Annotated in this window: 12 protein-coding genes and 1 pseudogene; 6 read left to right on the top strand and 7 right to left on the bottom strand. The window is 68.4% G+C overall.

Going from position 1 to position 13,046, the window contains the following annotated elements; translation table 11 throughout:
* The 5 genes from B4M62_RS09580 to hrcA all read right to left on the bottom strand — a co-directional run.
* The coding region (locus B4M62_RS09580) for a PhoH family protein (protein WP_414651815.1) at positions 1 to 687 on the bottom strand (687 nt) is incomplete at its 3' end.
* A 102-nt stretch (positions 688 to 789) separates the two neighbouring features.
* Positions 790 to 1,569 carry an alpha/beta hydrolase family protein gene (locus B4M62_RS09575; protein WP_290707047.1) on the bottom strand — a complete coding sequence of 260 codons (780 nt, stop codon included), beginning with the start codon at positions 1,567 to 1,569 and terminating at the stop codon, positions 790 to 792.
* Positions 1,548 to 2,309, bottom strand: a complete 762-nt coding sequence (locus B4M62_RS09570; RefSeq protein WP_290707044.1) for a 16S rRNA (uracil(1498)-N(3))-methyltransferase — start codon at positions 2,307 to 2,309, stop codon at positions 1,548 to 1,550. Before B4M62_RS09570 ends, B4M62_RS09575 begins: the two co-directional genes overlap by 22 nt.
* A 4-nt stretch (positions 2,310 to 2,313) precedes the next feature.
* The gene (gene dnaJ, locus B4M62_RS09565) at positions 2,314 to 3,462 is read right to left on the bottom strand and encodes a molecular chaperone DnaJ (RefSeq protein WP_290707042.1); all 1,149 of its coding nucleotides are present in this window, start codon (positions 3,460 to 3,462) and stop codon (positions 2,314 to 2,316) included.
* Between the two features lie 70 nt (positions 3,463 to 3,532).
* Positions 3,533 to 4,567 carry a heat-inducible transcriptional repressor HrcA gene (hrcA, locus tag B4M62_RS09560; protein ID WP_290707040.1) on the bottom strand — a complete coding sequence of 345 codons (1,035 nt, stop codon included), beginning with the start codon at positions 4,565 to 4,567 and terminating at the stop codon, positions 3,533 to 3,535.
* Between the two features lie 105 nt (positions 4,568 to 4,672).
* Between hrcA and B4M62_RS09555 the strand changes: the two are divergent.
* Positions 4,673 to 5,041: pseudogene (locus B4M62_RS09555) on the top strand (type II toxin-antitoxin system VapB family antitoxin); the annotation flags it as partial.
* Positions 5,042 to 5,072: 31 nt separating this feature from the next.
* Here the strand turns inward: B4M62_RS09555 and hemW are convergent.
* A complete protein-coding gene (gene hemW / locus B4M62_RS09550; protein ID WP_290707038.1) occupies positions 5,073 to 6,278 on the bottom strand; it encodes a radical SAM family heme chaperone HemW in 1,206 nt (401 codons plus the stop codon).
* Positions 6,279 to 6,603: 325 nt separating this feature from the next.
* On the opposite strand from hemW, the gene B4M62_RS09545 reads away from it, so the two are divergent.
* From B4M62_RS09545 to B4M62_RS09525, 5 genes are read left to right on the top strand one after another with little or no spacing between them, the layout of a single operon-like run.
* Positions 6,604 to 8,346, top strand: coding sequence for a nitrite/sulfite reductase (locus B4M62_RS09545; RefSeq protein WP_290707036.1), 1,743 nt, complete (start codon positions 6,604 to 6,606; stop codon positions 8,344 to 8,346).
* A gap of 10 nt (positions 8,347 to 8,356) precedes the next feature.
* The gene (locus B4M62_RS09540; protein WP_290707034.1) at positions 8,357 to 9,082 is read left to right on the top strand and encodes a phosphoadenylyl-sulfate reductase; all 726 of its coding nucleotides are present in this window, start codon (positions 8,357 to 8,359) and stop codon (positions 9,080 to 9,082) included.
* Positions 9,061 to 10,014, top strand: coding sequence for a sulfate adenylyltransferase subunit CysD (cysD, locus tag B4M62_RS09535; protein ID WP_290707031.1), 954 nt, complete (start codon positions 9,061 to 9,063; stop codon positions 10,012 to 10,014). Before B4M62_RS09540 ends, cysD begins: the two co-directional genes overlap by 22 nt.
* On the top strand, positions 10,014 to 11,321 hold the full coding sequence (locus tag B4M62_RS09530) for a sulfate adenylyltransferase subunit 1 (RefSeq protein WP_290707028.1): 1,308 nt from the start codon (positions 10,014 to 10,016) through the stop codon (positions 11,319 to 11,321). The genes cysD and B4M62_RS09530 overlap by 1 nt, the downstream gene beginning before the upstream one ends.
* Positions 11,318 to 12,061 (top strand): sirohydrochlorin chelatase, encoded by a 744-nt coding sequence (locus B4M62_RS09525; RefSeq protein ID WP_290707026.1) that lies wholly within the window; start codon positions 11,318 to 11,320, stop codon positions 12,059 to 12,061. The genes B4M62_RS09530 and B4M62_RS09525 overlap by 4 nt, the downstream gene beginning before the upstream one ends.
* Positions 12,062 to 12,086: 25 nt before the next feature.
* Here the strand turns inward: B4M62_RS09525 and B4M62_RS09520 are convergent.
* Positions 12,087 to 13,046: AMP-binding enzyme (locus B4M62_RS09520; protein WP_290707024.1), on the bottom strand; the 960-nt coding region annotated here is incomplete at its 5' end.

The raw sequence follows: 13,046 nt of genomic DNA, 5'->3' as shown, positions 1-13,046 counted from the left end.
CGCCTCGTCGAGGATGATGAACGAGTCATTCAGGGTGCGGCCCCGCATGTACGCAAGCGGCGCGACCTCGATGACCCCCGCCGCCATGAGCTTCGGGATCGCCTCGGGGTCCATCATGTCGTGCAGTGCGTCGTAGAGCGGCCGCAGGTAGGGGTCGATCTTCTCACTCAGAGTGCCGGGCAGGAAGCCGAGGCGTTCCCCCGCTTCGACGGCCGGGCGGGTCAGAATGATGCGGGTGACCTCCTTGGCCTGCAACGCCGCCACCGCCTTCGCCATCGCGAGGTAGGTTTTTCCGGTACCAGCCGGCCCGACACCGAATACGATGGTGTTGTCGTCGATCGCGTCGACGTAGCGCTTCTGGTTCAGCGTCTTGGGCCGAATGGTCTTGCCACGCCGGGAAATGATGTCCAGGCTCAGCACCTGGGCCGGCGACTCGGCGGTCGGGTCGGCCAGCATGGTCACCGACCGGCGGACCGCGTCCGGGGTCAGCGGCGCACCGCGTCCCACGACATCGAGCAGTTCGGCGACGACGCGATCAGCCGTCGCAACCTCGGCGGCGGTACCGGACAGGGTGATCCGATTACTCCGGACGTGGATGTCGGCATCGAGGAGTTCCTCGAGCACCCTGAGGTTGACATCGCCGGCGCCGAGCAGACCGATGATCCGCTCGGGCGCGACCTCCACCACCGTTTCGGCATGCGGTTGATCGGCATGCGGTTGATCGGCGTGCGTCACGTGCGACACCACTCCTTCACATTTGTTTCCGCCCAGTGTATCCGCGCCGGCCACTCAAATACCCAGGGAGCGCAGGGTCGCCCGCGTGCCGGCACTGCGCGGGTCGACGAAGGCGTCGTGACCCTCACCGGGGACGACGACCAGTTCGGCGGACTGCCCTCGCGCCGAGACCGCGTTCACATAGTGACGGCTGCAGTCGACGGGAACGGCCGCATCGTCACCGGCGTGGACCACGATCACATGTGCATCCATTGTCGGGGCGAAGATCGGCGATGCCTGGGCGTAACGGTCGGGAATCTCATCGTAGGGCTGACCCATCACGGCCCGCGGCGTGGGCCGATCGTGGACCTGGGCCGGCGACAGATCCAGCAGCGCCGACTGGGCGACTACCCGGGTGATGCGGGCGCGCGCCGTTGCGGCCCCGAGCTGCGCCGACGCCCAGACGGCGAGCATCCCACCAGCCGAATGGCCCACGACGGCGACGTCGTCGACGGCGATCCGCGCAGCGAGGTCGTCGGGCAGCGCCGCCGGCACCACGTCGTCAAGGGCACGCAGGGCAGCGATCGTGTCCCGGCCGGGCCCCGGCCAGATGCCGCCGTCCTCTTCGGTGCGGCGGTACTCGATGTTCCACACCGCCGTACCGCGCTGGGCCATCAATCGTGCGATGGCCGTTTGGATGGTCAGCGCGTAGCGCGTCGAGAAATAGCCACCGTGAACGAGGACGACCAGCGGTACCCGCTCCTGCGCGTCGACCGGCTCGTACAGATGCCCGAACTGCGACTCGTGTGAACCGTAGAAGATCTTGTGGCGCTTCAGGACTGACCCCGATCCCACCGATCGGTGAGGACCCCCAACGCACCCAGCGCGACCGCAGCCGTCGTCGACGTCCGCAGCACCTGCGGGCCGAGCACCGCGGTGTGCCCGCCCAGCGCCGCCAGGTCGGTCAGTTCCTCCTCGGACAACCCGCCCTCTGGGCCGACGACGAGCAATACCTGTGGCACGCCGCGAAACCCGATGCGGCCAAAAGACTCACTACCACTCTCGTGCAAGGAGACGACGATCCCGCCGGCGCCGATCACCTGCGCACACCGAGCCCGCACCATCGTCGTCGACGCCAGTCCCGACACCTCGGGAATCCATGCCCGACGACTCTGTTTGGCCGCGGTCGCCGCGGCACCGCGCCATTTGGCAACCCCCTTGTCCGCCTTCGATCCCACCCAGCGCGCGACGCTGCGCGAACTCTGCCAGGGCACGATCACGTCGGCGCCGGCCTCGGTGGCCAGTTCCACGACGAGTTCGGACCGCTCCGACTTGGGCAGTGCCTGCACCACGGTGACCAGCGGGCGCGGACGGTCGACGTAGCGATATTCCAGCGCCCGGACCAGCAAGGCGTCCTTGCCCTTGGTGGCGAGCACCTCGCACGTGGCCGACGCACCGGCTCCGTCGCCCAGGACGATGGTCTCGCCGGCGCCGATGCGGGTGACGGTGACCGCGTGACGGCCCTCCGGTCCGGTCAGTTCCACCTCACTGCCCGCGGCCGGCGCCTCGTCAATCCAGAACAGCGGCGGGCTCATCAGCTCAGCGTCCGGCGAAAGCGCTGCGCAACCGCGAGAACAATCCGCTGCTGGTGCCGGTCGACGTCGCCGACGCCAATTCGATCGTGTCCCCGATGTGCTCGCGGTATTCCTTGAGCAATTCAACGGCCCTCGAGTCCAGTTTCGTCGGCACGCTGACCTCCAGGTGCGCGTGCAGACTGCCGCGGACCCCGCTGTTGACGTGCGGAATGCCCCGACCGCGAATGGTGACGATCTGCCCGGGCTGGGTGCCGGACGGGATGGCGATGTCGATGTGCTCACCGTCGAGAATGCCGTCGATCGTCAACTCACCGCCGAGCGCCGCATCGGCGAACGGCACGTTGACCGTCACGTGCAGGTCATCCTTGTCGCGCACGAAGATCTCGTTGCGCCGCTCGTGGATTTCGACGTAGAGATCACCCGCTGCACCACCGCCGGGCCCGACCTCGCCCTGACCCGACAAGCGCACGCGCATCCCGGCCTCCACGCCCGGCGGGATCTTCACCGTCACCGTGCGCCGCGTGCGTACCCGCCCATCGCCGCCACACTTGCGGCACGGGTCGGGGATGACCTCGCCGGTACCCCCGCAGGTGGGGCAGGGCCGCACGGTCATCACCTGGCCCAGGAATGAGCGCTGGACGGCTTGTATCTCGCCTGCGCCATGACAGGTGTCGCACGCGACCGGCACCGAGTCGCCGTTGGTGCCGGCGCCCACACACTGGTCGCAGAGGATCGCCGTGTCGACGGTGATCTCCTTGTTGACCCCGGCCGCACACTCGTGCAGGTCGAGCGTCACGTTGACCAGTGCGGGCTCACCGGGCTGGACCCGGCTGCGCGGCCCGCGGCCGCCACCGAACCCTGATCCGCCAAAATTGCCGCCACCGAAGAACTGCTCAAAGATGTCGCCGAGGCCACCGGCGCCGAAGCCACCGGCCCCCGGGCCGGCCAGCGGGTCGCCGCCGGCGTCGACAATCCGCCGCTTCTCCGAGTCGCTGAGCACCTCGTAGGCGGTGGTGACCTCTTTGAACCGCTCCTCTTCGTCGGGGTTCAGGTCCGGGTGAAGTTCCCGCGCCAAGCGGCGGTAGGCGCGCTTGATCTCCTGGTCGTCCGCGCCTGGCTGAACGCCCAGGATTCCGTAGTAATCACGTGCCACTTGCTGCTTCTATCCTCAAAATCGATTCCGGGTGCGCCGGGCGCCGCGAATCCGTGCGATCAATGCACGGTCAGCGCTCGCCCAGCACCTCTCCAACGTACTTGGCCACCGCAGCAACCGATGCAATGGTGTTCGGGTAGTCCATCCGCGTCGGCCCCAGCACGCCGACGCTGCCGAGTACGGTGCCGCTGGCACCGTACGCGGTGGACACCACCGACGCACCGCGCAGGTTGTCGTTGCGCGTCTCGCGCCCGATCTGCACCGTCACCCGGTCGGTGCGCGACGTGCGCGCCAACAGTTTGAGCACCACGACCTGCTCCTCGAGTGCCTCGAGTACCGCATCCATCCCGCCCAGGTCTGCCGAGAAGTCCGATGCCGCCCGAGCGAGGTTGGACGTCCCGCCCAGTACCAACCGGTCCTCCTCCCGCTCGACCAGCGTCTCGACGAGTACCGCGGCGACCGCGATGACCAGGTCGGCGATGTCGCGGGGAGCCGAGTTCGCGACCTCGGCGACTGCCGCCGAGGCCTCGGTAAGGCGTTTGCCGTGCAGGGCGCCGGCGAAGGCGTCGCGCAGGAGCACAACCTCGTCGTCGGTGATGTCCCGGCTCAGCGCCACCATGCGCTGCTCGACCCGCCCGCTGTCGGTGATGACCACGAGCAACAGCCTTGCCGATGTCAGCGCGACGACTTCAAGATGGCGCACCGTTGCCGTCGACAACACCGGGTACTGGATCACCGCTACGTGCCGGGTCAGCTCGGCGAGCAGTTTGACCGAGCGCCGCAGCACGTCGTCGAGGTCGACGCTGGAATCGAGGACCGACAAGATGGCCCGCCGCTCAGCCTGCGACAACGGCTTGATCTCACTGATGCGGTCGACGAAGAGTCGATAGCCCTTATCGGTGGGAACGCGACCCGAACTGGTGTGCGGTTGGGCGATGTACCCCTCGGCCTCGAGCACGGCCATGTCGTTGCGAACGGTGGCACTGGAAACACCCAGTTGGTGGCGCTCGACAAGTGCTTTGGACCCGATCGGCTCCTGCGTGTTGACATAGTCGGTAACGATGGCGCGAAGGACGTCGAAACGCCGTTCGTCCGTCGATGTCATCGAGGCGCCTCCTCCCTGCGGTCCGTCACCCCACGACACGCCGAGTGGGCAAGCCGAGTGTGCAATATGGTGAGTACGACCATATTAGTCGGGAACGGCGGGGTGATGATCTTCAAGGCGGTACAGGACGGAAAACCCTATCCCGAGCACACGCTGTCGCCCCGCACCTGGGCGAAGATCCCGCCCCGGCAATTCCGGCTCGACCAGCTGACGACGGTGACGACGGTTCTCGCGCTGGACAAGTTGCTCAGCGAGGACTCGACCTTCTACGGCGACCTGTTCTCCCACGTCGTGAAGTGGCGCGGCGAGATCTACCTCGAGGACGGTTTGCACCGGGCGGTGCGCAGTGCGCTGCGCAACCGGCCGATCATCCACGCGCGGCTGCTCGACCTCGACGCAGTCGACTTCTCCCCCGGCGCGCCGCCCCTGGAGGAGCAGCTCGACGATCCGGCGATGCGGCCGTCGGTCGCCCGGCACCGCGCCACCTGACCGGCGCACCGCCCGGTCAATCGACCAGGAGCTGGCGCACCACGCCGTCGGCGAGCAGACGACCGCGGTCGGTGAGCACATATGCCCCGCCGGCGAACCGCAGCAAGTCGCTGCGCACCGCTTCCTCGGCGCGCGTCCGCTCGTCGTCGGCGAGGAGCGAAGCGGGCAGCCCCGAGCGCATCCGGAGGCGCAGCATCAGGGCCTCGACGTGCACGTCGCGCTCGGTCAACACTTCGAATCCGTCACCGGGCCAGCGAGCTTCTGACAGGGCCGACGCGTAGGACGCCGGATGCTTGCGATTCCACCAGCGGGCGCCGCCGACATGCGAATGCGCGCCCGGGCCGATGCCCCACCAATCCTCGCTGCGCCAGTACGCCTCGTTGTGGCGACATGCCGAGTCCGTCCCGCGCCCCCAGTTCGACACCTCGTACCAGTCGAATCCGGCCGCGCACAACCGCTCGTTGACCCGCTCGTAGCGGGTGGCGAGGACATCGTCGTCGGGGGCGGCGATTTCGCCGCGCCGCACCTTGCGCGCAAAGGCGGTGCCGTCCTCGACGATCAGCGCGTAGGCCGAAACATGATCGACCGGCGCGGCGAGCACCGCGTCGAGGGTGACATCGAGATCGGTGTCGGTCTCCCCCGGCGTGCCGTAGATGACGTCGAGGTTGATGTGGTCAAACCCGGCCGCGGCCGCCTCCCGCGCCGCCGCGGCAGGCCGCCCCGGGGTGTGCGTGCGGTCCAGGATCGCCAGGACGTGCGACGATGCCGACTGCATCCCCAACGACACCCGCGTGTAGCCGGCCGCGCGGATCGCGTCGAAGAACTCCGGCGACGTCGACTCGGGATTCGACTCCGTGGTGACCTCCGCGCCGGGTGCGAGGCGGAAACTGTTGCGCACCGCGGCGAGGAGGTCGGCCAGCCCCGCGGCCCCGAGTAGCGACGGGGTGCCGCCGCCGACGAACACCGTCGACACCGGGCGCGAACCGAGGAGGTCCGCGGCACCGTCGAGTTCGCGCCGGACCGCCTCCGACCACGACTGCGGCGACGACGAGGAGCCGAGTTCGCCAGCGGTATACGTGTTGAAATCACAGTAGCCGCACCGCGACGCACAGAACGGGACGTGCAGATAGAGGCCGATCGCCTCACCGCCGCGCTGAGCGCGCAGCCGGTGCGCGACCGGCTCGGGCAGGTCGCGCCAGCGCGGCGTCGCGGGAAGGGACATCGCTCCATCATCCCGCACCACCTGCTGCGACCGCATATCGCTCTTTCTCTCACGGTGATCGAAAGTCTTCCCAAGTAGACGCGGTGCGGTCCGGCATGGCACTATGGCCGGGTGACTACACGAGGGCTGCGCCTGATCCAGCGGCGCCACATCGACCTCATGCGCTGCGACAGCGCATCCTGTATGCGCTAGCCGGATTCGGCCAGCGAGTAGTCCCTTCCGGTTGCGCCTAACCGCGCACCGTTCCCGGATGCCGAATCCGCGTCACCTTTTCATGACCAGCCCCATGAACGCTGCGCAACTGTGCTGTGCGCAAGGAGAATCCATGACGCTCACCACCCCCGCGACCGTCGGCGACGACGTCGACAGTCCGCCCGCCCGGCCGGCCGGCGACCAACCCGCCCGCCGCGCGCGGCCCGCCAAGCGTCGCGCCGAAGGCCAGTGGGCCCTCGGCTACCGCGAGCCGCTGAACCCCAACGAGCAGTCCAAGAAGGACGACAACCCGCTCAACGTCCGCGCGCGGATCGAGAACACCTACGCGAAAGTCGGCTTCGACGGCATCGACAAGGCCGATCTGCGCGGCCGGTTCCGCTGGATGGGCCTCTACACGCAGCGCGCCGAGGGCTACGACGGCACCCACACCCACGATGACAACGTCGACTACCTCGAAGCGCCCTATTTCATGATGCGGGTCCGCACCGACGGCGGTCGCCTCAACGTCGCCCAGCTGCGCGCACTTGCCGGGATCTCCCGCGATTTCGCGCGCGGCACCGCCGACATCAGCGACCGGCAGAACATCCAGTACCACTGGATCGAGATCGAGAACGTTCCGGAGATCTGGCGTCGGCTCGACGAGGTCGGCCTCCAGACCATCGAGGCCTGCGGCGATTGCCCCCGCGGCATGCTCGGCTCCCCATTGGCCGGACTGTCGGCCGACGAGGTCGTCGACGGCACCCCCGCCATCGAGGAGATCACCCGCCGATACATCGGCAACCCCGACTTCTCGAACCTGCCGCGTAAGTTCAAGACCGCGATCTCCGGCCAACAGGACGTCGTGCACGAGATCAACGACGTGTCGTTCGTCGGCGTCGAGCACCCGCAGCACGGTCCCGGCTTCGACCTGTGGGTCGGTGGCGGCCTCTCGACCAACCCGATGCTCGCGCAGCGCCTCGGCGCCTGGGTGCCGCTCGACGAGGTTCCCGACGTTTGGGAGGGCGTCGTCTCGATCTTCCGCGACTACGGGTATCGCCGGCTGCGTTCCAAGGCCCGCCTGAAGTTCCTCATCAAGGATTGGGGCGTGGCGAAGTTCCGTCAGGTGCTGCAGGATGAGTACCTCAAGCGCGAGCTCGCCGACGGACCCGCACCGGTACCGCCCACGCACCCGATCGACCATGTTGGGCTCACCAGGCAGGTCGACGGCCTCAACGCCATCGGCTACTCCGCGGTGTCCGGGCGCCTCTCGGCCGACATTCTCGACGCGGTCGCCGACGGCGCGCAGGAGGCCGGCTCCGATAGCGTCCGGCTAACGCCGTACCAGAAGCTGGTCGTCGTGAACGTCCCCGACGACAAGGTCGCCGGCCTCGACACCGCGCTCGAAGCCGTCGGCTTGACGTCGCGGCCATCGCGGTGGCGGCGAAATCTCATCGCCTGCACCGGACTGGAATACTGCAAGCTCTCCTTCACCGAGACCCGCAGCCGCAGCCAGGCGCTGGTGCCGGAGATGGAGCGGCGCCTCGCCGAGCTCAACGATCAGCTCGACGTGCCCATCACGATCAACTTCAACGGATGCCCCAACTCCTGCGCCCGGGTGCAGGTCGCCGATATTGGTCTCAAAGGCCAGCTCATCGACAACGGCGAGGGCCACCCGGTGGAGGGCTTCCAGGTCCATCTCGGCGGGGCGCTCGGCTTTGACAGCGGGTTCGGCCGGAAGCTGCGCCAGCACAAGATCTATGCCGACGACTCGATCGACTACATCGAGCGCCTGGTCCGCAACTTCATCGCCGGACGCGCCGAGGGCGAGCGCTTCGCGCAATGGGCCGCCCGCGCCGACGACGCCGAACTGCAGTGAGGGGAAACCGATGACCACCACGCTCGACACCGACCGGCTGCGCGACATCGCCGCTACCGGTGCTGCCGACCTGGGCCCCGATGCCACCGCGCACGAACTGTTGGCCTGGACTGCCCGGACCTTCGGCACCGACTTCATCATCGCCGCCAACATGCAGGACGCGGTCCTCATCGACGTCGCCGACAAGGCTGTCGACCGCGCTGCCGTCGGGGGCCGGTTGAGGGTGTTGTTCCTCGACACCGGATACCACTTCCCCGAAACGATCGGCACCCGCGATGCGGTCAGCCAGGTCTACGACCTCGACCTGGTGAACGTCACCCCGGAAACAACCGTTCCGCAGCAAGACGACCTCCTCGGCCGCGACCTCTTCTCCCGCGATCCGGGCGAATGCTGCCGGCTGCGCAAGGTCGTGCCGCTGCGCGCCGCGCTCGCCGGGTACTCCGCCTGGGTGACCGGGATCCGCCGCACCGAATCGCCGACCCGTGCCGACTCGCCGCTGATCTCCTTCGACGAGGGTTTCGGGCTGGTGAAGATCAACCCGCTGGCCGCCTGGACCGACGAGGAGTTCGAGCAGTACATCGCCGACCACTCAGTCCTCGTCAACCCCCTGGTCGATGACGGGTACCCCTCAATCGGGTGCGCGCCGTGCACCGCGAAACCAGCTATCGGAGCCGATCCGCGCAGTGGCCGATGGGCCGGGCGCGCCAAAACAGAATGCGGGTTGCACGTCTCATGAGTATCGATACCCAGACCACACCCTTCCTCCGCGACGACGACGAGTTCGACACCCTCGACGCCCTCGAGTCGGAGTCCATCCACATCTTCCGCGAGGTGGCCGGGGAGTTCGAGCGCCCGGTGATCCTGTTCTCCGGCGGGAAGGACTCGACCCTGCTGCTGCACCTGGCGATCAAGGCCTTCTGGCCGGCCCCGCTGCCGTTCGCATTGCTGCACGTCGACACCGGGCACAACCTGCCCGAGATCCTCGCGTTCCGCGACGAGATCGTGGCGCGCTACAACCTGCGCCTACATGTGGCCAGTGTGGAGGAGTACCTCGCCGACGGGCGGCTCACCGAGCGCCCGGACGGCATCCGGAACCCGCTGCAGACGATTCCGCTGCTCGACGGCATTTCCGAGAACCGGTTCGACGCGGTCTTCGGCGGCGCCCGCCGCGATGAGGAGCGGGCCCGGGCCAAGGAACGCATCTTCTCGCTGCGCAACGCCTTCGGCCAGTGGGATCCCAAGCGTCAGCGCCCCGAGCTGTGGAACCTGTACAACGGTCGCCACGCGCCGGGCGAGCACGTCCGGGTGTTCCCGTTGAGTAACTGGACCGAACTCGACGTGTGGCGCTACATTGCCCGCGAACAGGTACTCCTCGCCCCGCTCTACTATGCCCACGAGCGCGAGGTCTACTCGCGCGACGGCATGTGGATGACCGCCGGGCCGTGGGGCGGGCCGCGCGAGGGGGAGACCGTTCAGGCTCGTTCGGTGCGCTACCGCACCGTCGGTGACGGCTCCACCACCGGGGCCATTCTGTCCGAGGCGGCCGACAACGAAGCCGTCTTGGCCGAGGTCGCCACGTCCCGACTCACCGAGCGCGGCGCCACGCGCGGCGACGACCGCGTCTCCGAGGCCGCCATGGAAGACCGCAAGCGCGAAGGATATTTCTGATGAAGCACTCCCCCGACCTGTTGCGCATCGCGACCGCCGGCAGCGTCGACGACGGGAAGTCGACGCTGGTCGGCCGCCTGCTCTACGACACGAAGTCGGTGCTCGCCGACCAGATCGATGCGGTTCACCGTGCGTCGGAGGCCCGTGGCCTCGACGGCCCCGACTTGTCGCTGCTCGTCGACGGACTGCGCGCCGAGCGTGAACAGGGCATCACCATCGACGTCGCCTACCGGTACTTCGCGACCGGCGAGCGCTCCTTCGTGCTCGCCGATACCCCCGGCCACGTCCAGTACACCCGCAACACCGTCTCCGGCGCGTCCACCGCACAGCTGGTGATCCTGCTGGTCGATGCCCGCAACGGGATCGTCGCGCAGACCCGCCGCCACGCAGCGGTGATGGCACTGCTCGGTGTGCCCCAACTCGTGCTCGCAGTCAACAAGATCGACCTGGTCGACGATGCGGCCGAAGTCTTCAGCACGATCACCGCCGACTTCGCCGAGCTGACCCGCTCACTGGGCTGGTCCGATGACCAGGTGCTCGCCATCCCGGTGTCGGCCCTGCGCGGCGACAACGTCGCCATCGCCTCGGACCAGACCCCGTACTACCACGGCCCGACGCTGATCGAACACCTTGAGACCGTCCCCAATATTCACGAGCGCACCGGCGAACCGGTCGGGCTGCGCTTCCCGGTGCAGTACGTGATCCGTCCGCGCACAGCCGAGTTCCCCGACTACCGTGGCTATGCCGGACAGATCGCGGCGGGCACCGTGTCGGCCGGCGACGAGGTGGTCATCCTTCCGTCGGGCACCCGCACCACCGTCGAGGCGATCGACACCCCCGACGGCCGGTTGGCCACCGCACACACCGGGCGCAGCGTCACGCTGCTGCTGGCCGACGACGTCGACGTCTCGAGGGGTGACGTCATCGCCGCGGCCGGCAACGCACCGACGCCGATCCAGCAGTTCAGCGCAACGGTGTGCTGGCTCGGCGACAACGCGCTGCGCCCGGGGGCCCGCCTGCTGCTCAAGCACGGGACCCACACCACACAGGCGATCGTCAGGGCACTCGACGTGCTGTTCGACGAGCAGGAACTCGCCTTGGTGGATGCGCCGGAGTCGTTGGAGCTCAACCAGATCGGCCGAATCTCGGTTCAGACGGCCGAGCCGATCGTCGCCGACGACTACAGCCACAGCCGCGAATCGGGCAGCTTCCTGCTGATCGATCCGGCGGGCGGCAACACCCTTGCCGCCGGCCTCGTCGGGGACGCGCTGGACCAGCTGCACCTGACCGGTCGTGTCTCAGTGTGAGCGTCCTCCTCGTCGGACACGGCAGCCGTGACCCCCGGTTCGCCGCGACGGTCACCACGATCCTGCGCGCCGTGCGCGTCGCACTGCCCGACGAACGCGTTGAGGTCGCCTATCTCGACCTGAACCAGCCGCTGGTCGCCACCGTCCTCGACGAGCTGGCGGCGACCGGCGCCCCGGTCTCGGTGGTGCCGCTGCTGCTCGGCGACGGCTACCACAGCTGCTTCGACCTGCCGGTACTACTCGACGCGGCGCGGCGCCGCCGGCCCGCCGTGCCGATGATGCAAACCCCGGTGCTGGGCAGTGCTGCGCTGGTCGACGCCTTGTGCGACCGGGCGCATCAGGCCGGACTGACCTCCGGCGACGGGCTAGTGCTGTACGCGGTCGGCTCGTCGGACGAACGATCCGACGACGCGGCGCGACGACGGGGCAGCGACGTTGCCGCTGCGCTCGGAGTGCCGGTCCACGTCGTGTTCGCGACCAAACTCGGCCCCGACGCCCAGGTGCTGCGCGACGCCGTGGCCGCCCTGCACCGCCAGGGCCGCCGGCGGATTGTCGGGCTCCCCTACTTCCTGTCCCCCGGTTTGCTCACCGAACGCGTCGAGGCACTGCTCGACGAACTGGCGCCGGGCTCCCCGGTTGCGGCACCGCTGGGCAATCATCGCACCGTCGTCGACGCGATTGCCGCATTCGCGGCACCCGCACCGATCCGCACCATCCGACGCGAACGCGTCGGGCACTGACGATCGGGTCGGGCCGAACCGACCGTCAGCCCTGGATGCGGGTGCGGCCCGCGCCCCATTCGGCGTCGCGCAACTCGTTCTTGCGGATCTTGCCGGTGGACGTCTTGGGCAGTTCGTCGATGAAATCGACGTCGCGCGGGGCCTTGTAGGAGGCGATCCGGCCTTTCACATGCGCGATAATCTCCGCCGCTGTCACCTGTTGCCCCGTTTTGAGGACCACCAGGGCCTTGGGCCGCTCGCCCCACTTCTCGTCGGGCACCCCGATCACCGCGACGTCGAGAACTGCGGGATGACTCACCACCGCCTGCTCGACCTCGACGGTGGAGATGTTCTCGCCGCCGGAGATGACGACGTCCTTGGCCCGGTCGAGTAGCTGCACATAGCCGTCGGGGTGCATGACGCCGAGGTCGCCCGAGTGGAACCAGCCGCCGGCGAACGCCTCCGCCGTCTTCTCCTCGTCGTCGAGGTAGCCCTTCATCACCATATTGCCGCGCATGACGATCTCGCCCATCTCGACGCCGTCGGCCTTGACATCGACCAGTCGGCCGCTGCTCTCATCGGTGCGGACGACGCGCAGGCGGTCCGCGGTGAGCATGCCGACGCCCTGTCGCGCCAACAACACCGACAGCTCCTCACCGGAGAGTTCGGACCAGCTCGGGTCCGGCTCGCAGACCGAGTACGGCCCGTACGTCTCGGTGAGACCGTAGACGTGAATGATCTCGATCCCGAGGTGGCGGATCGCCTTGATGATCGTCGGGCTCGGTGGGGCCCCCGCGGTTGCGATCGCCATCTCAGTGGTCATCGGGTGCGCCTCGGGGGCGGTGGCCAGACTCGTGAGCACCGTCGGGGCACCGGACATCCGGTTGACCTCCTCCGCGTCGATCAGGCGCCACATGTCGTCGCCGCGCACCGCGCGCAAGCACACATGGGTCGCCGCGAACGCGGTCACCGCCCACGGTCCACACCAGCCGTTGCAGTGGAACAT

Origin of the sequence: Gordonia sp. UBA5067 (genome assembly GCF_002414845.1) — a bacterium.
Classification (GTDB): domain Bacteria; phylum Actinomycetota; class Actinomycetes; order Mycobacteriales; family Mycobacteriaceae; genus Gordonia; species Gordonia defluvii.
This window is presented reverse-complemented; position numbering and strand designations above follow the sequence as displayed.